The following is a 17,999-nucleotide window of genomic DNA, read 5'->3' as shown; positions in this document are numbered from 1 at the left end:
GCCACGGGGAACGGCGCCGCCCGGCGTTCCCCCGCGGCGGCCGGTGAGCAGACCGCAGCGGGGGAACACCGGGTGACCGGTGGGGGAGGGCGCCCTCGTCAGGAGGCGGGCTGCGGCTTCGCCACCACCGCCGAAGCGTCGCCGGTCCGGCCCGGCGGTTGCAGCAGCAGCGCGATCGCCGCAGCCACCATCGACACCCCGCCGGCCAGCGCGTACGCCCCGTCGTAGCCCCAGGCGCCCACCACCAGCGAGCCGAGCCCGCCGCCGAACAGGCCGCTGACCAGCTTGCCGCTGTACACCAGGCCGTAGTTGGTGGCGTTGTAGTTCTCCCCGAAGTAGTCGGGGGTGAGCGCCGCGAACAGCGGGTAGAAGGCGCCGCCGCCGAACCCGGAGAGGAACGCGAAGAACAGGAACAGCCACTCGCTCCTGACGTCACCCGCCCAGATCACGCCGAACTGGGCGAGACCGAGGACGACGATGACGAACACGAGGGTGGGCTTGCGGCCCCAGCGGTCGGACAGCCAGCCCACGACCCCGCGGCCGATGCCGTTGATCACCGCCATCACGCCCATCGAGGAGGCCGCGACCAGCGGGCCGAAACCGACGTCCTTGGCGAAGTCGACCTGGAAGGAGATGCCGAAGATGGAGACTCCGGCGGTCATCACGACGGAGATCCACATCAGCGGGAGCATGCCGGTGCGGATGGCCTCCTTCGGCGTGAACTGCCGTACCGCGGGCGGATTCTTGGCGAGGGACGCGGCGTTCCTGCTGTCGCCGGAGAAGGTGAGCGGGTCGATGTCCGCGGGCCACCAGTTCTTCGGCGGATCCTTGAAGAAGAACGCCGACGCGAACACCACGACCAGCACATAGGCGCCGATCAGGTCCAGGACCCGGTGGTAGTTCGCCGTGTCGAAGGCGTAGTTGAAGATGAAGATGAAGGGCAGGGAGCCGTACGCGAAGCCGCCGTTGACGAAACCCGTGCGGGCGCCACGCCGTTCGGGGAACCACTTGCCGACCATGTTGATGCACGTCGCGTACACCAGACCGGCGCCGATCCCGCCGACGACCCCGAAGCCGAGGATCGCCGCCCACACATGGTCCAGATGCGACAGGGCGAGGAATCCGAGCAGACACAGACCGGAGCCCGTGTGCATCGCCCTGCGGGCGGTCAGAAGGCCCTTCTCCCGCAGCCAGCCCGCCGGGAAGGCGATGCCCGCCTGAAAGAACACCCAGACGCTCAGGATCCAGAAGGTGTTGGACTGCGTCCAGCCGTGCGCCTGGGAGAGGGTGTCCTCCGCGGAGCCGTACGCGTACTCGAAGACGCTGATCGCCATCATGGCGATCCACGGCAGGTACACCATGATCGTGCGGGAGTGGCCGAGGATGTCCCGGTCGCTCTCCCCGATCCGGTAGACGCGTCCGTGCGCGTCGGTCACTTCGCGGTACGTCCGGTCCGCGGCGCCGGTGTTGCCGGTGGCTATCGGGTCTGCCGTCATGTCACGCCATCTCCTCGCCGAGAGGGTGCGGGTTGGGGACGATGCGCCGGAGGTTCGTCCTGCCCGGCGCCTTGAGGAAGAGAGCCGGCACCGCGGAGGCCAGGCCGACGGAGCCCGCGAGCACGAACGCGCCGTGGTAGCTCCACCCGCCGGCGACGAGCGCGCCGAGACCGGATCCGACCAGGCCTGCGATCAGCTTCGAGCTGTAGACCATTCCGTGGTTGGTGGCGTTGTTGTTCTCACCGAAGTAGTCCGCCGTCATGGCCGCGAACAGCGGGAAGACCGCGCCGCCGCCGAACCCGGAGACCATGGAGCACACCAGGAAGAACGGCACGCTGCCCAGCTGCCCCGACGCCAGCACCCCGAACTGCGCGGCCCCCAGCACCAGGCACACGGTGATCAGCGTGCTGCGGCGGCCGTGGCGGTCGGAGAGCCGGCCGACGACCCCGCGGCCGGTGCCGTCGACGAGCGCCTTCAGGGACATCGCCGTGGCGACGACCCCGCCGGCGAAGCCCATGTCCCTGCCGAACGGCACCTGGACCGCGATGCCGAAGACATGGACGGCCGCCGTGCACAGCAGACAGAACCACATCATCCACAGGACGGGGGTGCGGGCGGCCTCCTTCGGGGTGTACTGCCGGACGGCGGGCGGGTTCTTCGCCAGCGCCCGGCGGATCCCCGGGTCGGCGCCGGCCCGGAGCGGGTCGACGTGCGCGGGCCACCAGTTCTTCGGCGGGTCCCGGAAGAACCAGCCGGCCGCGGCCACCGTCAGACACAGGCACACCCCGGCGGCGGCGAACAGCGCCTGGTGGGTGCCCGGGTCCAGGTACGAGGCGGCGAGCAGCGCGAACGGCACCGAACCGCAGGCGAAGCCGCCGCTGACGAAGCCCGTCCCGGCGCCCTTGCGCTCCGGATACCACTTGCCGACGGTGTTCACGCAGGTCGCGTACACCAGACCGGCGCCGATGCCCCCGCACACACCGAAGCCGAGACGGGCGAGGAGGGCCTGCGGCACGAAGGCCAGGGCCAGATGTCCCAGCAGCGCCGCCGCCGCGCCGGCCAGCATGGCCCCACGGGCGGGAAGCCGTCCGCTCTCCCGCAGGCGCCCGGCCGGGAAGGCCACGGCCGCCTGGAAGAACACCCAGACGCCCAGCAGCCAGTAGAGGTGACCGCCGCCCCACGGATGCGCCCCGCGCAGCGTGTCCTGCGCCGACGCGAACGCGTACTCGGCGGAGCCGATGCCCGTCATGCCCACCCAGGGAAGGACGACCATCCAGGTCCGTGACCGGCCCATCAGATCGACATCGCTCTCGCCGATCCGGTACGCGCGGCCGTGGCGGTCCGTCACCTCCCTGAAGGGGACGGATCTCGCACAGTCGGTGGTTTTCATTCCTGCTCAGCACCCCTTGCGTCGAAAGTTCTGGCCAGCGCCCCCTGTCCCATGCCTTTCGTGCGCGCCCGGGTCCCGGGGCCGGCCGACGCGCACCGCCGGCCGGCCCCTTCTCGCTCACCTCATGAACCGCCCCCCATCAGCCCGGCCGCCCGCGCCCAGCGGTACTTCGCGCCGAGCACGGCCACCGGCCGCTCGGTCGTGTACGGGTAGGCCACGACCCCCCGCTCGTACAGGTACTGGCAGGCCTCCTCGACCTCGACGTCCCCAGCGAGGGAGGCGACGACCGGCTTCTCGATGCCCCGCTCGCGGAACTCGGCGACCACCCGCGCGGTCAGTTCGGCGAAGACCATCGGCGGGGTGACGATGGTGTGCCAGTAGCCGAGCACCAGCGCATGGATCCGCGGGTCCTCGAGACCCAGCCGGATCGTCGCCTCGTACGTCGACGGCGGCTCGCCCCCGGTGATGTCCACGGGGTTGCCGGCCGCCCCGAACGGCGGGATGAACCGGCGGAACGCCTCGTCCAGGTCGGGCGGGATCTCCATCAGGGACAGTCCGTTGTCGGTGACCGCGTCGGACAGCAGCACGCCGCTGCCGCCCGCCCCCGTGATGATCACGACGTTGTCGCCCCTGGGGGCCGGCAGGACGGGCAGGGCACGGGCGTACTCCAGCATGTCGTTCAGGCCGGGCGCCCGGATGACCCCCGCCTGCCGGAGGATGTCGTCGTACACCGCGTCGTCGCCCGCGAGCGCCCCGGTGTGCGAACCGGCCGCCCTCGCCCCCGCCGCCGTACGGCCCGCCTTCAGCACCACGACCGGCTTCTTCGGCACGGTCGCACGGGCCGCCTCCACGAACGCCCGCCCGTCCTTCAGGTCCTCCAGGTGCATGGCGATGCACTCGGTGTGCGGGTCCTCGCCGAACCAGGTCAGCAGGTCGTCCTCGTCCAGATCGGACTTGTTGCCGAGGCCGACGATGGCCGACACGCCCGTCTTCGTGGTGCGGGCGAAGCCGAGGATGGCCATCCCGATGCCACCGGACTGCGAGGTCAGCGCCACACCCCCCTTGACGTCGTACGGAGTGCAGAACGTGGCGCACAGGTCGTGCCAGGTGGAGTAGTAGCCGTAGATGTTCGGGCCGAGCAGGCGGATGCCGTGCCGTTCGGCGATCGCCACGATCTCCGCCTGGAGTCCGTGCTCGCCGGTCTCCGCGAATCCGGACGGGATGAGGACGGCGTTGGGGATCCTCTTGCGTCCCACCTCTTCCAGGGCCGCGGCCACGAACCGGGCGGGAATGGCGAAGACGGCCACATCCACCTCACCGGGAACGTCCGTGACACTCTTGTACGCCTTGCGGCCCAGAATGTCATCGGCCCTGGGGTTCACCGGATGGATCTCCCCGGAGAACCCGCCGTCGACGAGGTTGCGCATCACCGAATTGCCGATCTTGCCCTGCTCGCCGGAGGCGCCGATCACGGCGACGGAGGAGGGCTGCATCAGCCGGCGCATCGTCGACAGGATCTCCTCGCGCGCATGGCGCCGGCGGGAGGGCGCCGGCGAATCGGCGAGGATCACCCGGATGTCGGCGGCCGTCGCACCCCGCGCCGTGGCGATCACCGGGTTGAGGTCCACCTCGGCGATCTCCGGGAAGTCCGCGACCAGTTCGGACACCCGGCGGATCTGCTCGGCGACCGCCCACCGGTCCACACCCGCCTGCCCGCGCACCCCGCGCAGGATCTCCGCCGACCGTATGGAGTCGAGCATCGACAGTGCCTCGTCGGCGGAGACCGGCGCGAGGCGGAACGTCACGTCCTTCAGCACCTCGACCAGCACCCCGCCGAGCCCGAACGCCACGACCTTCCCGAACGTGGGGTCGGTGACCGCGCCGACGATGACCTCCTGCCCCTCGGGCACCAGCTCCTGCACCTGCACGCCCTCGATCCGCGCCGCCGGATCGTGGGCGTGCGCGTTCTCGATGATCCGGCAGAACGCGGCCCGCACGTCCGCCGCGCCCCGCACCCCCACGACGACACCGCCGGCGTCGGTCTTGTGCAGGATGTCCGGCGAGACGATCTTCATCACCACGGGCCCGCCGAGACGTGCCGCCGCGGCCACCGCCTCGTCCACGTCCCGCGCCAGCTCCTCGCCCGGTACGGCGATCCCGTACGCGTCGGCGATCACCCTGCCCTCGGGCGCGGTCAGGGCGCTGCGGCCCGCGGCCCGCACGGAGTCGAGGAGCGAGCGCACCGTGCGTACCCGGTCTGCGGCCATCACGTCAGATCACTCCGTTCGACTTCAGCAGGCGCAACTCGGCGTCGCCGAGGCCCAGCTCGCCGATGTAGACCTCTTCGTTGTGCTCGCCGAGCAGCGGTGACGCGCTCACCTCGACGGGGGAGTCGGAGAGCTTGAGCGGGCTGCCCACGGTGACGAACTCGCCGCGCTCGGGGTGCGGGACGCGCACCACCATCTCGTTGGCGGCGAGCGAGACGTCCTCGATGATCTCCTTGGTGGACAGGATCGGCCCGCAGGGCACGTTGTGCGTGTTGAGCCGCTCCAGCACCTCCCACTTGGGGAGCGTGGCCGACCACTCCTCGATCAGCTGGAACATCTTGTTCAGCTTCGGCAGCCGGGCCTCGGGGGTCGCCCACTCGGGGTCGTCGGCCAGTTCGGGGCGGCCGATGAGTTCGGTGATCGGCCTCCAGCCGACGGGCTGGACGATGACGTACACGTAGTCGTTCGGGCCGCCCGGCGCGCACTTGACCGCCCAGCCGGGCTGGCCGCCGCCGGACGCGTTGCCGGAGCGGGGAACCTCGGCGCCGAAGTCGTCGTTGGGATATTCGGAGAGGCGGCCGTGGGCCAGGCGTTGCTGGTCGCGCAGCTTGACCCGGCACAGGTTGAGGACGGCGTGCTGCATGGCCACGTTGACCCGCTGCCCGCGACCGGTCCGCTCCCGCTGGAACAGCGCCGCGAGTATCCCCGCGACGACGTGCACCCCCGTCCCCGAATCCCCGATCTGGGCCCCCGTCGCCAGCGGCGGCCCGTCCTCGAAGCCGGTGGTCGACATCGACCCGCCCATGGCCTGCGCGACGACCTCGTACGCCTTGAAGCCGGTGTACGGGCCGTCCCCGAACCCCTTGACGGAGGCGTAGACGATTTCGGGGTTGATCTCCTTGATGCGGTCCCAGGTGAACCCCATCCGGTCGACCGCGCCCGGCCCGAAGTTCTCCACCATCACGTCCGAGCGCCGGATCAGCTCGGTGAGGATCTCCTTGCCGCGCTCGGTCTTGGTATTCAGGGTGATGCTCCGCTTGTTGCAGTTGAGCATCGTGAAGTAGAGCGAGTCGACGTCCGGCAGGTCCCGCAGCTGCCTGCGGGTGATGTCGCCGGTGGGCGCCTCCAGCTTGACGACGTCGGCACCGAGCCAGGCGAGCAGCTGGGTGGCGGAGGGTCCGGACTGGACGTGCGTCATGTCCAGGACCCGGATGCCGTCGAGTGCCTTGCCGGTCGTTCCGGTCATGCGGGCCACCTCACTTGTACATGGTCTGGTTCATGGTTCCGGGGGCGTAAGCGTCCGGGTCGACCCAGACGTTGATCAGCGACGGCTTGCCCGACTCGCGGGCCCGGCGCAGCGCGGGGCCGATGTCGGCGGGGTCGCGGACCTCCTCGCCGTGACCGCCCAGCATCTGCGCGAACCTGTCGTACGCCACGTCGCCGAGGGTGTTGCCGACCCGCTCGCGTTCCTTGCCGTACTTGGCGGCCTGGCCGTAACGGATCTGGTTCATGGAGGAGTTGTTGCCGACGATCCCGACGAAGGGGAGGTCGTAGCGGACGAGGGTCTCGAAGTCCCAGCCCGTGAGGGAGAACGCGCCGTCGCCGAAGAGGGCGACGACCTCCTTGTCGGGGCGCGCCTGCTTGGCGGCGAGCACGAAGGGGATGCCGACGCCGAGGGTGCCGAGCGGGCCCGGGTCCATCCAGTGGCCGGGCGACTTGGGCTGGACGACCTGCCCGGAGAAGGTCACGATGTCGCCGCCGTCGCCGATGTAGACCGAGTCCTCGGTGAGGAAGTCGTTGATCTCGCTGACGAGGCGGTACGGGTGGATCGGTGAGGCGTCGGACCTGAGGCTCGGCAGCCGTTTCTCGATCGCCGTCCGTTCCGCGGCGCGCAGCTCGTCCAGCCACTCCTTGCGCTTGGACGCGCCCCCGTCGAGGCGCCCGGAGGCGGCCTCCGTCACCGCCTTCAGCACCAGGCCGGCGTCGCCGACGATGCCGAGGCCGATGTCCCGGTTCTTGCCGACGGTGCGGTAGTCGAGGTCGATCTGGACGACCGTGGCATCGGGGGACAGGCGTTTGCCGTAGCCCATGCGGAAGTCGAACGGGGTGCCGACGATCACGATGACGTCGGCGTGGGAGAAGGCGTACCGGCGGGAGAGCTGGAAGTGGTGCGGGTCGCCCGGCGGGAGCGTGCCGCGGCCGGCGCCGTTCATGTAGGCCGGGACGTCGAGGGTGCGGACGAGGTCGACCGCGGCCTCGGTGCCGCGGGTCGTCCACACCTGGCTGCCCAGCAGGATCGCGGGCTTCTCGGCGTGCACCAGCAGGTCGGCGAGCTTCTCGACGGCCTCGGGGTCGCCGGCCGAGCGGGTCGAGGCACGGTAGGTGCCCGCCCCGGGCACGCGCGCCTTCGCCGCCGGCACCTTCGCGTCCAGGACATCGCGGGGGATCTCCAGGAAGGACGGGCCGGGCGCGCCGTGGTAGCACTCACGGAACGCCATGGACACCATGTCCGCCGCCCGGGCCGTGTCCGGCACCGTCGCCGCGAACTTGGTGATCGGGGTCATCATGTCGACGTGCGGCAGGTCCTGCAGGGATCCCATCTTGTGCTGGGCGAGCGCCCCCTGGCCGCCGATCAGCAGCATCGGTGACTCCGCGCGGAAGGCGTTGGCGACCCCGGTGACCGCGTCGGTGGTGCCGGGGCCCGCGGTGACCACCGCGCAGCCCGGCCTGCCGGTGATGCGGGCGTAACCGTCGGCGGCGTGCGCGGCGACCTGCTCGTGGCGTACGTCGACGACCTCTATGCCCTCGTCGACGCAGCCGTCGTAGATGTCGATGATGTGGCCGCCGCACAGGGTGTAGATGCGGTCGACCCCTTCGGCCTTCAGCGCCTTGGCAACGAGATGACCACCGGAGATCACGTCCTGGGTGTCGTCGGACATGGCGAAGTCCTGTCCCTTCGTTCAGGGGTGGGAACGCGCTGGTGCAGCGCATCCACGGTCGCTGCATGCGGTCGACTGTCGATTGCATACAGTCGACGAATACTGTATGAAGCTTGTTATCCCGCATCCGGTGGGTGGTGTCCAGGGGGCGTGCAGCACTTTTCAGTCATCGGAGTTCGGCCTCTCGATGGCTTCGCAGACAGGAGCCGAAGTGGACCTGTACGAACACCAGGCAAGGGAACTCTTCGAAGAACACGGCATCCCGGTGCCTCGGGCAGAGGTCACCGAATCGCCCGCGGGAGCACGTGGGATCGCACGCCGGCTCGGCGGCAGGGCCGTGGTCAAGGCACAGGTGAAGACCGGCGGCCGGGGCAGGGCGGGCGGGGTGAAGCTCGCCGCCGACCCGGCGGCGGCCGAACTGACCGCCCGGCAGATCCTCGGCATGAACATCAAGGGCCACCGGGTCGGCAAGGTGATGCTGGCCCAACCCGTCGACGTCGAGGACGAGTTCTACGTCTCCTACGTCCTCGACCGCGCGGCGGGCCGCTTCCTCGCCATCGCCTCCGCCGAGGGCGGCATGGAGATCGAGGAGGTGGCCGCGAGCAGGCCGGAGGCGGTCGCGCGGATCCGCGTCGACCCGGCCCAGGGGGTGACCTCCGCCAAGGCGTGCGAGATCGCCGACGCGGCCGGGCTGCCGCCGCAGACCGCCGACGTCCTCGTCCGTCTGTGGCAGGTGCTGGTCCGCGAGGACGCGCTGCTCGTCGAGGTCAACCCGCTCGTGCGCACCTCCCAGGGTGCCATCCTCGCCCTGGACGGGAAGGTCACCGTGGACGACAACGCCCTTTTCCGACAAGCCCGTTGGGGCGACGCTTCGCAGGAGCGGAGCGATCCGCTGGAGGCGGCGGCAGCCGCCCGCGGCCTCACCTACGTCAAGCTCGACGGCGAGGTCGGGATCATCGGCAACGGCGCGGGGCTGGTCATGTCGACGCTCGACGTGGTCGCCGCCTGCGGTGCCCGGCCCGCCGACTTCCTCGACATCGGCGGCGGCGCCTCCGCCCGGACCATGGCCGACGGGCTGTCGGTGATCCTCTCCGACCCGGCCGTGCGGTGCGTCCTGGTCAACGTCTTCGGCGGGATCACCGCCTGCGACGCCGTCGCCGACGGGATCGTCTCGGCGATCGACCGCATCCGGCTGACCAAGCCTCTGGTCGTCCGCCTCGACGGCAACAACGCCGCCCGCGGGCGCGCGATCCTCGACGGCCGCGCCCACCCCCTGGTCGAACAGGCCACCACGATGGACGGCGCCGCCCGCCGGGCCGCCGAACTCGCCCGCACCGCCTGAGAAGAGGGAACAGTGGCCATCTACCTCACCAAGGAGAGCAGGGTCCTCGTCCAGGGCATGACCGGCGGCGAGGGCATGAAGCACACTCGGCGCATGCTCGCGGCCGGCACGAACGTCGTCGGCGGGGTGAACCCGCGCAAGGCGGGCCGGACCGTGGACTTCGACGGCCGGGCGGTCCCCGTCTTCGGATCGGTCGCCGACGGCATGCGGGCCACCGGCGCCGATGTCACCGTCGTCTTCGTCCCGCCCGCCGTAGCGGCAGCCGCCGTCACCGAGGCCGCCGACGCGGGCATCCCGCTGGCCGTCGTCATCACCGAGGGCATCCCGGTCCACGACACCGTCGCCTGCACCGCTTACGCCGAGCGGCGCGGCACCCGCGTCATCGGCCCCAACTGCCCCGGCCTGATCACCCCCGGACAGTCCAACGCGGGCATCATCCCCGCCGACATCACCAAGCCCGGCCGCATCGGCCTCGTCTCCAAGTCGGGCACCCTCACCTATCAGCTCATGTACGAGCTGCGCGACATCGGCTTCTCCACCTGCGTCGGCATCGGCGGCGATCCCGTCGTCGGCACCAGCCACACCGACTGCCTCGCCGCCTTCCAGAACGACCCCGACACCGAACTGATCATCCTGATCGGGGAGATCGGCGGGGACGCGGAGGAACGCGCGGCCGCCTTCGTCCGTGACCACGTCACCAAGCCCGTAGTCGGCTACATCGCCGGGTTCACCGCACCCGAGGGCCGCACCATGGGGCACGCGGGCGCCATCGTCTCCGGCTCCGCCGGCACGGCACGGGCGAAGAAGCAGGCCCTGGAGGCGAACGGCGTCCACGTCGGCGGCACCCCGACCGAGACGGCCGAACTCGTGCTCGCGCAGCTGGCCCGGACACAGTGATGTCACTCATAGTCCATGCCGGGTGACTGTCGGCCTCCCCGCCCCTTCGCTACCTTCTCGCACTACGTCCGGCGCACCAGGGTGCGAGCCGTGCGCCGGACAGCCAGCCATCTCCAGCAGGCCCGTCTCTTCGACCTCAGCCCTTTTCTCTCGACCGTGCACCGAGAGCGGAGCAATCGCATGGCACCCACCCTCACCCTGAAAGCCGCGACGTCCTGGGCCGAGGCCTGGCAGCGCTGCCTCGCCGCCGCGCCCGAGGCCTTCCGGGACGACCGCGTCCTCAACCTCTGGAACACCGCCTGGCGGGCGGACGGCCGGGCACTGCCCGCCACCAGCCCGGTCGACGGCAGCCCGATCGCGGGCCCGCCCCGGCTGGACCGGGCAGCCGCCCGCCAGGCCGTCAGGGCCGCGCTCGACGAGCACCGCGCCTGGCGGCACATCCCGCTCGCCGAGCGACGGGCACGGGTCGCGGCCACCCTGGACGCACTCTCCGAACACCGCGACCTCCTCGCCCTGCTCCTCGTCTGGGAGATCGGCAAGCCCTGGCGGCTCGCCCGGGCCGACGTCGACCGGGCCATCGACGGGGTGCGCTGGTACCTCGACCGCATCGAGCCGATGATGGCCGGGCGGACACCGCTGGACGGCCCGGTCTCCAACATCGCGAGCTGGAACTACCCGATGAGCGTGCTCGTTCACGCCATGCTGGTCCAGGTCCTCGCGGGCAACGCGGCCATCGCCAAGACCCCGACCGACGGCGGCGTCGCCTGCCTGACCCTGGCCTGCGCACTCGCCGCCCGCGAGGGCCTGCCCGTCACCCTCGTCAGCGGCAGCGGGGGCGAGCTGTCCCAGGCGCTGGTGCGGGCCCCCGAGATCGGCTGCGTCTCCTTCGTCGGCGGCCGCGACACCGGTGCCGCCGTGGCCACGGCCGTCGCCGACCTCGGCAAGCGGCACATCCTGGAACAGGAGGGGCTGAACACCTGGGGCATCTGGAACTACTCGGACTGGGACGCACTCACCGCGGTCGTCCCCAAACTCTTCGACTACGGCAAACAGCGCTGCACGGCCTACCCGCGGTTCGTCGTCCAACGGGATCTCTTCGACGAGTTCCTCGCCGCCTACCTGCCGGCGGTGCGCCGTGTGCGCGTCGGCCACCCCCTGGCGGTGGAACAGCGGAATGACCCCTGGCCCGAGCTGGACTTCGGACCGCTGATCAACGCGGCGAAGGCGAAGGAACTGCGGGACCAGGTCGCGGAGGCCGTCGACCGCGGCGCCGTGCCCCTGCACCGCGCACGGCCGGCGGACGCCCGCTTCCTGCCCGGCCAGGACACGGCCGCCTACGTCCAGCCGGTCACCCTCCTCAACCCGCCCCGCTCCTCCCCGCTGCACCACGCGGAACCCTTCGGCCCGGTCGACACGATCGTCCTGGTCGACACGGAGGCCGAACTGCTGGCCGCCATGAACGCGTCCAACGGCGCCCTGGTCGCCACCCTCTGCACGGACGACGCCGCCACGTTCGACCGGTTGGCCCCGCAGATCCGCGCCTTCAAGATCGGCCACGGCAAGCCGCGCTCCCGCGGCGACCGCGACGAGCTGTTCGGCGGCTTCGGCGCGTCCTGGCGCGGCGCCTTCGTGGGCGGGGAACTGCTCGTGCGGGCGGTGACCCGGGGGCCGGTGGGGGAGCGGCCGCCGGGGAACTTCCCGGAGTACCAGCTCATGCCCTGACCGGGCGCACGGCGTGCCCGTTCCGTCACCGTGTGTACGGTCCTGCGGCCGGGGTGCCCAACGGCGCTCCGGCCGCCGCCCACCGGCGGATACGCAGGTGAAACGCACTCCGAAACCTTGCTATTGTTGTCCCTGTCGCCGCGGGGAACAGCCCCCGCAAGGCGACAGACACCTTGTCCGGGTGGCGGAATGGCAGACGCGCTAGCTTGAGGTGCTAGTGCCCTTTATCGGGCGTGGGGGTTCAAGTCCCCCCTCGGACACCAATGGAAACCCCAGCTCAGCTGGGGTTTTTCTGTTTTCCGGGAAGTCGCGGGCGGAAGGGCCCGACAGGCCCGCCGAAATTGGTGTGCCCCCGGCGAACGGGCCGCCCGAAGTTGGTGTGCCCTCGGCGAGCGGGCCGCCCAAAAATGGCGTGCTCGCGGCGAACGACCCCGCCTAGACTCGCCACGCACCCGGCGCCGTGCCCCGGTCAGGGCCCGTCGTGTGCCCACCAGTCCGACGAACGAGGGGAGCCCGGCCATGCGTGAGCGCACCGCCGTCGCCGTTCCTCGTTCCCGGTACGAGGTGATCCTGGTGTCCTCGTCCGTCCGGTGCCCGCTGCGCGGCCGGCACCGGATGCCCGTGACGCTGCTCTGACCCGGTTCACCCCTGCCCGCCCGTGCTCGGGCCGGCGGGTTCCGGTGTGTCTCCGTCCGGGAAATCGCGCTGCCCCATTTCCTCATCGCCAGAAAGGCCATGGGCCGTGCGCACCAACACCGACCCTCTGACCGCCGTCCGCAACCTCGGCATCCTCGCCCACGTCGACGCGGGCAAGACCACCGTCACCGAGCGGATCCTCTACGCGACGGGCACCACCCACAAACGCGGCGAGGTCCACGACGGCACCACCGTCACCGACTTCGACCCCCAGGAACGCGACCGCGGCATCACCATCTTCGCCGCGGCCGTCAGCTGCGCCTGGGACGACCACCGCATCAACCTCATCGACACACCCGGCCACGTCGACTTCGCCGACGAGGTCGAGCGCTCGCTGCGGGTCCTCGACGGGGCGATCGCCGTCTTCGACGCCGTCGCCGGGGTCGAACCGCAGAGCGAGTCGGTGTGGCGGCAGGCCGACCGGCACGGCGTACCGCGGATCGCCTTCGTGAACAAGCTGGACCGCGCGGGCGCCGATCTGGACCGGGCCGTCGGTTCGATCCGGGAGCGGCTGCATCCCGCCCCGCTGGTCGTCCAGCTGCCGATCGGCGCCGAGGCCGGCTTCACCGGCGTGGTGGACCTGGTGCGCATGCGCTCCCTGGTCTGGGCCGACGGTGACGGTACGGCAGTGGAAGGACCGGTTCCCGAGAGCCTGGGGCCGGAGGCCGTGCGGCGGCGCCGAGCCCTGGAGGAGGCCGTGGCGGAGCTGCACCCGGCTGCACTGGAGGAGTTCTGCGCGAAGTCGGCGCTGTCCGCGCCGACCCTGACGGCCGCCCTCAGGGATCTCACCCGTACCGGCGAGGGCGTGGTCGTGCTGTGCGGTTCCGCCTACCGCAACCGTGGCATCGAGCCGCTGCTGGACGCGGTGGTGGCCTATCTGCCGTCGCCGCTGGACGTGCCCGCCGTACGCGGTGTCCACGAGGGCGGCGAACAGCGGCGGGCCGCCGATCCCGAGGCGCCGTTCGCGGCGCTCGCCTTCAAGGTGAACGCGAGCGGCACCGGGCGCCTGACCTATGTGCGCGTCTACTCGGGCACGATCGAGAAGGGAGACACCATGCGGGACGCGGGCACCGGGCGCACGGAGCGGGCGGCACGGATCCTGCGCGTCATGGCGGACCGGCACGTCCAGCTGGACCGGGCGGTCGCCGGGGACATCGTCGCGCTCGCGGGGCTGAAGTCCGCGCGGGCCGGCTCGACCCTCTGCGATCCGGGCGCCCCGCTGCTGCTGGAGCCGCCCGTGGTCGCCGAACCCGTGGTGTCCATGGCCGTCGAGGCGCGGCGCAGCACGGACACCGGCCGGCTCGCGACCGCGCTGGCCCGGCTGGTGGAGGAGGATCCCTCGCTGGTGGTGCGCACCGACGCCGAGACCGGGCAGACCGTGCTGTCCGGGATGGGTGAACTGCACCTGGAGGTGGCCGTGGAGAAGATCCGCCGTGACGGCGGACCCGAGGTCACCGTGGGACGCCCCGGGGTCGCCCTGCGCGAGACGGTCGTGCGTGGCGTCGCCGGGCTGGTCCACCGGCATGTCAAACAGGACGGCGGGGCGGGCCAGTTCGCCCATGTCGTCCTCGACGTGCAACCGCTCGGCGCCGAAGCCGGCACGACGGGCTTCGAGTTCCGGTCCGCCGTGGTCGGCGGGCGGGTGCCGCAGGAGTACGTGCGCGCGGTGGAGGCCGGCTGCCGGGACGCCCTGAACGAGGGGCCGCTCGGCGGTCACCCGGTGACCGGGCTGCGGGTCACCCTGACCGACGGTTCGACCCATGTGAAGGACTCCTCCGACAACGCCTTCCGCACCGCGGGCCGGATGGGGCTGCGCGAGGCGCTGCGCGCCTGCGCGATGGCCCTGCTGGAACCGGTGGCCGAGGTCACGGTCACCGTTCCCGAGGACGCGGTCGGCGGGGTGCTCGGCGATCTGGCGGCCCGGCGCGGCCGGGTCACCGGCTCCGGGAACCGGGGCGGCGCGGCGGTACTGACCGCCACCGTGCCGCTGGCCGAACTGTTCGGCTACGCCACCCGGTTGCGCAGCCGCACCCAGGGCCGGGGCACCTTCACCACGCGCCCGGCGGGCTACGCACCGGCACCCCAGCCGGCATCGGTCCGCTAGCAGCAACCGGCCACTTGCGGTCGGCGGTGTGCGGTATGCGGTATTCGGTATTCGACATACCGCACGCGTTCAAGCCTCGGGCCGTGAGGGCGGGGCGTGAGCGGTGGGCCGTCGGCCGCATGCCATGAGCGGAGGGCCGTCGGCCGCACGCCGTGAGGGGTGTGCCGTATGCGGCAGACCGCAAGCGGTGGGTCGCCTGCCGCCCTGCGGCCCGCCGCAAGGCCGCACCACGCACCGATCGGGTGCGTGGTGCGGTCCGCTCAGGCCAGTTGTCCGTCCGGTGCTCAGACCAGTCGTCCGTCCAGTGCCGTCCGCCAGGCCGGCAAGGGCGCCGCGCCGCTCGCGGAGGGACTCGGGTGCCTGCCGCCGTGGGCGAAGAACGCGGCCAGCGGGAGGACCGCCGCGCCCACGGTGACTGCGTCCGGGCCGAGGCGGCCCAGTTCGATGCCGACCCGGCCCGCGGGGAAGCGGAGGGCGTGGGCGAGGGCGTGGGTGCGGACCTCGTCCAGGAAGGCGCCGCCGAGCTGGAGCCCCGCCCAGCCGCCGATCAGGAGCCGTTCGGGCTGGAAGAGGTTGATCAGATCGGACAGGCCCGCGCCCAGGTACTCGGCGGTCTCCGCGAGGACGGCCGCCGCCACCGGGTCGGGCGCGCGGTCGCCTGCGGGGCGGGCCGCGGCGAGGAGTTCGGTCAGCGCCCGCTCCTCGCCGGCTCCGGACGAGGGCCGCCCGCCCGCCTCCCGCCACCGCGCCACCAGCGCCTCCGCGCCCGCGTACGCCTCCAGGCAGCCGAGAGCACCGCACCGGCACCGGCGCCCGCCGACCCGTACCGTCAGATGCCCCCACTCCACCGCCCGGCCCTGCGCCGCCTCCTCGGTGACCACACAGGCGCCGACGCCGGAGCCGAACAGGACCACGACGGCATTGCGGGCGCCGCGCCCGGCGCCGAACCACATCTCGGCCTGGCCCAGCGTCTTGGCGCCGTTGTCGATGAAGTACGGGATGTGGGAGGGGAGCCGACCGGTCGTCCGGAGCAGTCGTTCCAGCGGGACGGCGTCCCAGCCGATCGTCTGGCCGTGCACGACGGCGCCCGATTCGGCGGTGTCCTCGATGATGCCGGGCACGCCGATGCCCACGCCCAGCAGCTTGCCTGCGCCCAGCAGTTCGCCTGCGCCGAGCAGCTCTTCGGGGGCGAGCCGTTCGCGGGGGGCGAGCCCGGCCATGGCGAGCACCTCGGCGATGCCGTCGTGCACATGGCCGACGACGGAGCCGACGTCGTAGCCGCGTGGCCCCAAGGGCCGTTCCGTGCGGGCCAGTTCGGTGAGGGCGAGGTCCAGCAGCTCCACCCGGACCCGGGTCTCACCGACGTCCACCCCGATCAGCAGCCCGCTGTCCGGCCGTATCCGCAGCAGCCGGCGCGGCCGGCCGGCGTCGGAGCCGACGCTGCCCGCCTCCTCGACCAGGCCGTCGGAGAGCAGTTCGGCCACGACGTTGCTGACGGACCCCGAACTCAGCCCCGTTGCCGGGCCGAGGGCGTGCCGGCTCATCGGGCCGTCGAAATACAACCGTTGCAGAACGGCACTGCGGCTGTCCCGCCGCAGGTCACGCACCGTCCGGCTGCCCAGCCCTGCCACCTGGCCTCCCTGGTTCGCGCGCCCTTGACGCCCGCCGGAGGGGAAGTCCCTGCCGGATCTCTTGACGAGCGTTTCTCTTGAGGTTTAACTCACATCCTAAATTAAGCCATGAGGGGATTCGGAAGCCGAACGGGGTGTCGGTTCCGTGAACCAGCCCCTCGGGGTTCTCCACTCCCGGAAAGGGACACCAGGAGCCATGCGCAGCATCCGAGCCGCGGCCGTAGGCGCCGTCACCATGTCTCTCGCCCTCGCGGCCACGGCCTGCGGAGGCGGTTCGTCCAGCGGCGGGGGGTCCGACGACTCGCCGAAGACGCTCACCTACTGGGCTTCCAACCAGGGCGCGAGTATCGGGGTCGACAAGAAGGTCCTGCAGCCCGAACTCGACAAGTTCGAGAAGACGACCGGCATCAAGGTGAAGCTGGAGGTCGTGCCCTGGTCCGACCTGCTCAACCGGATTCTCACCGCCACCACCTCCGGCCAGGGCCCGGACGTGCTGAACATAGGCAACACCTGGAGCGCCTCCCTGCAGGCCACCGGCGCGCTGTTGCCGTGGGACGCGAAGAACTTCGCCAAGATCGGCGGCCGGGACCGCTTCGTCGACTCCGCGCTCGGTTCGACGGGCGTCCAGGGCAAGGACCCGGCCGCGGTCCCGCTGTACTCGATGGCGTACGCGCTCTACTACAACAAGCAGATCTTCGCCGACGCCGGGATCTCCAAGCCCCCGGCCACCTGGGACGAACTGATCGCCGACGGCAAGAAGATCAACGCGAAGGGCAAGTCGGTGCTCGGCGCCGAGGGCGCGAACGTCTCGGAGAACATCCACCACGTCTTCGTCTTCGCCAAGCAGCACGGCGCCGACTTCTTCACCCCCGACGGCAAGCCCGACTTCACCGGCCCCAAGGTGGTCGACGCGGTCAAGCAGTACGTCGACCTGATGGCCAAGGACAAGGCCGTCCCGCCCGGTGACGCCGAGTACGCGCAGAACCAGTCCGTCAGCGACTTCGCCAAGGGCAAGCAGGCCATGCTGCTGTGGCAGTCCGCCGCCGCCAACCTCAAGTCCCAGGGCATGAGCGAGGACGCCTACGGCATCGCCCCCGTGCCCGTGCAGTCCGGCACCCCCGGCACCGGCGCCCAGACCAACTCGATGGTCGCCGGCATCAACATCGCCGTCTTCAAGAACAGCCACAACCTCGACGGCGCCGCTCGGTTCGTGAAGTTCATGACCAGCGACGACGAGCAGAAGATCCTCAACAAGGCCTACACCTCCATCCCGCCGGTCAGGACCGCCCAGGAGGACGCTGCCTTCAACGCCCCGGCCAACGCCGTCCTGAAGAACACCCTCGCCACCAGCGCGGCCGCCCTGCCCCAGGTGGCCTCCGAGTCGCAGTTCGAGACGGCGGTCGGCACGGCCGTCAAGGATCTGTTCGCCGACGCCGCCGCCGGACGCGCGGTGACCACCGACTCCGTCAAGGCGAAGCTGGAGAAGGCCCAGCAGCAGATGCCGGCGGCGTGAGC

11 protein-coding genes and 1 tRNA gene are annotated in these 17,999 nt (G+C 71.4%); 6 read left to right on the top strand and 6 right to left on the bottom strand.

The genetic code is table 11. The features are described 5' to 3' along the window. Positions 1–98 precede the first annotated feature (98 nt). From ACZ7P3_RS06315 to ACZ7P3_RS06295, 5 genes are all read right to left on the bottom strand, one after another. Positions 99–1,496 carry an OFA family MFS transporter gene (locus ACZ7P3_RS06315; RefSeq protein WP_472079304.1) on the bottom strand — a complete coding sequence of 466 codons (1,398 nt, stop codon included), beginning with the start codon at positions 1,494–1,496 and terminating at the stop codon, positions 99–101. 1 nt (position 1,497) lies between these two features. Then, positions 1,498–2,886 (bottom strand): OFA family MFS transporter, encoded by a 1,389-nt coding sequence (locus tag ACZ7P3_RS06310; RefSeq protein WP_472079303.1) that lies wholly within the window; start codon positions 2,884–2,886, stop codon positions 1,498–1,500. A gap of 122 nt (positions 2,887–3,008) precedes the next feature. Further along, positions 3,009–5,153: an acetate--CoA ligase family protein gene (locus ACZ7P3_RS06305; RefSeq protein WP_472079301.1), complete on the bottom strand. Its 2,145-nt coding sequence runs from the start codon at positions 5,151–5,153 to the stop codon at positions 3,009–3,011. A 4-nt stretch (positions 5,154–5,157) separates the two neighbouring features. Beyond that, positions 5,158–6,399, bottom strand: a complete 1,242-nt coding sequence (gene frc, locus ACZ7P3_RS06300) for a formyl-CoA transferase (RefSeq protein WP_472079300.1) — start codon at positions 6,397–6,399, stop codon at positions 5,158–5,160. A 10-nt stretch (positions 6,400–6,409) separates the two neighbouring features. Next, positions 6,410–8,092 carry a thiamine pyrophosphate-binding protein gene (locus ACZ7P3_RS06295; protein WP_472079299.1) on the bottom strand — a complete coding sequence of 561 codons (1,683 nt, stop codon included), beginning with the start codon at positions 8,090–8,092 and terminating at the stop codon, positions 6,410–6,412. Positions 8,093–8,303: 211 nt separating this feature from the next. Here ACZ7P3_RS06295 and sucC point away from each other — a divergent pair, with 211 nt between their 5' ends. The 5 genes from sucC to fusA all read left to right on the top strand — a co-directional run bounded on the left by sucC (position 8,304) and on the right by fusA (position 14,853). Then, positions 8,304–9,434 carry an ADP-forming succinate--CoA ligase subunit beta gene (gene sucC / locus ACZ7P3_RS06290; RefSeq protein ID WP_472079297.1) on the top strand — a complete coding sequence of 377 codons (1,131 nt, stop codon included), beginning with the start codon at positions 8,304–8,306 and terminating at the stop codon, positions 9,432–9,434. Positions 9,435–9,446: 12 nt separating this feature from the next. Next, positions 9,447–10,331, top strand: a complete 885-nt coding sequence (gene sucD / locus ACZ7P3_RS06285; RefSeq protein ID WP_472079296.1) for a succinate--CoA ligase subunit alpha — start codon at positions 9,447–9,449, stop codon at positions 10,329–10,331. Between the two features lie 180 nt (positions 10,332–10,511). Next, entirely contained in the window at positions 10,512–12,053 is a 1,542-nt protein-coding gene (locus tag ACZ7P3_RS06280) for an aldehyde dehydrogenase family protein (RefSeq protein ID WP_472079295.1), read from the top strand. Between the two features lie 175 nt (positions 12,054–12,228). Further along, positions 12,229–12,316: transfer RNA gene (locus ACZ7P3_RS06275), tRNA-Leu, on the top strand. A gap of 479 nt (positions 12,317–12,795) precedes the next feature. Next, positions 12,796–14,853 (top strand): elongation factor G, encoded by a 2,058-nt coding sequence (fusA, locus tag ACZ7P3_RS06270; RefSeq protein ID WP_472079293.1) that lies wholly within the window; start codon positions 12,796–12,798, stop codon positions 14,851–14,853. Between the two features lie 284 nt (positions 14,854–15,137). Here fusA and ACZ7P3_RS06265 read toward each other — a convergent pair whose 3' ends face one another. Next, positions 15,138–16,484 carry an ROK family transcriptional regulator gene (locus tag ACZ7P3_RS06265; RefSeq protein WP_472079292.1) on the bottom strand — a complete coding sequence of 449 codons (1,347 nt, stop codon included), beginning with the start codon at positions 16,482–16,484 and terminating at the stop codon, positions 15,138–15,140. Between the two features lie 196 nt (positions 16,485–16,680). Between ACZ7P3_RS06265 and ACZ7P3_RS06260 the strand changes: the two genes are divergently transcribed. Further along, the gene (locus ACZ7P3_RS06260) at positions 16,681–17,997 is read left to right on the top strand and encodes an ABC transporter substrate-binding protein (RefSeq protein WP_472079291.1); all 1,317 of its coding nucleotides are present in this window, start codon (positions 16,681–16,683) and stop codon (positions 17,995–17,997) included. Positions 17,998–17,999 lie beyond the last annotated feature (2 nt).

It is taken from the genome of Streptomyces sp. NPDC107581 (genome assembly GCF_055657175.1).
Note: the sequence above shows the minus strand (reverse complement) of the source record. Positions and strands in the feature narration are given on the sequence as shown.

What these genes read in the sequence shown, in the direction of transcription:
- ACZ7P3_RS06315 (WP_472079304.1), bottom strand. Translation starts at nt 1,496, where the DNA reads ATGACGGCAGACCCGATAGCCACCGGCAACACCGGCGCCGCGGACCGG.
- ACZ7P3_RS06310 (WP_472079303.1), bottom strand. Translation starts at nt 2,886, where the DNA reads ATGAAAACCACCGACTGTGCGAGATCCGTCCCCTTCAGGGAGGTGACG.
- ACZ7P3_RS06305 (WP_472079301.1), bottom strand. Translation starts at nt 5,153, where the DNA reads ATGGCCGCAGACCGGGTACGCACGGTGCGCTCGCTCCTCGACTCCGTG.
- frc (WP_472079300.1), bottom strand. Translation starts at nt 6,399, where the DNA reads ATGACCGGAACGACCGGCAAGGCACTCGACGGCATCCGGGTCCTGGAC.
- ACZ7P3_RS06295 (WP_472079299.1), bottom strand. Translation starts at nt 8,092, where the DNA reads ATGTCCGACGACACCCAGGACGTGATCTCCGGTGGTCATCTCGTTGCC.
- ACZ7P3_RS06280 (WP_472079295.1), top strand. Translation starts at nt 10,512, where the DNA reads ATGGCACCCACCCTCACCCTGAAAGCCGCGACGTCCTGGGCCGAGGCC.
- ACZ7P3_RS06260 (WP_472079291.1), top strand. Translation starts at nt 16,681, where the DNA reads ATGCGCAGCATCCGAGCCGCGGCCGTAGGCGCCGTCACCATGTCTCTC.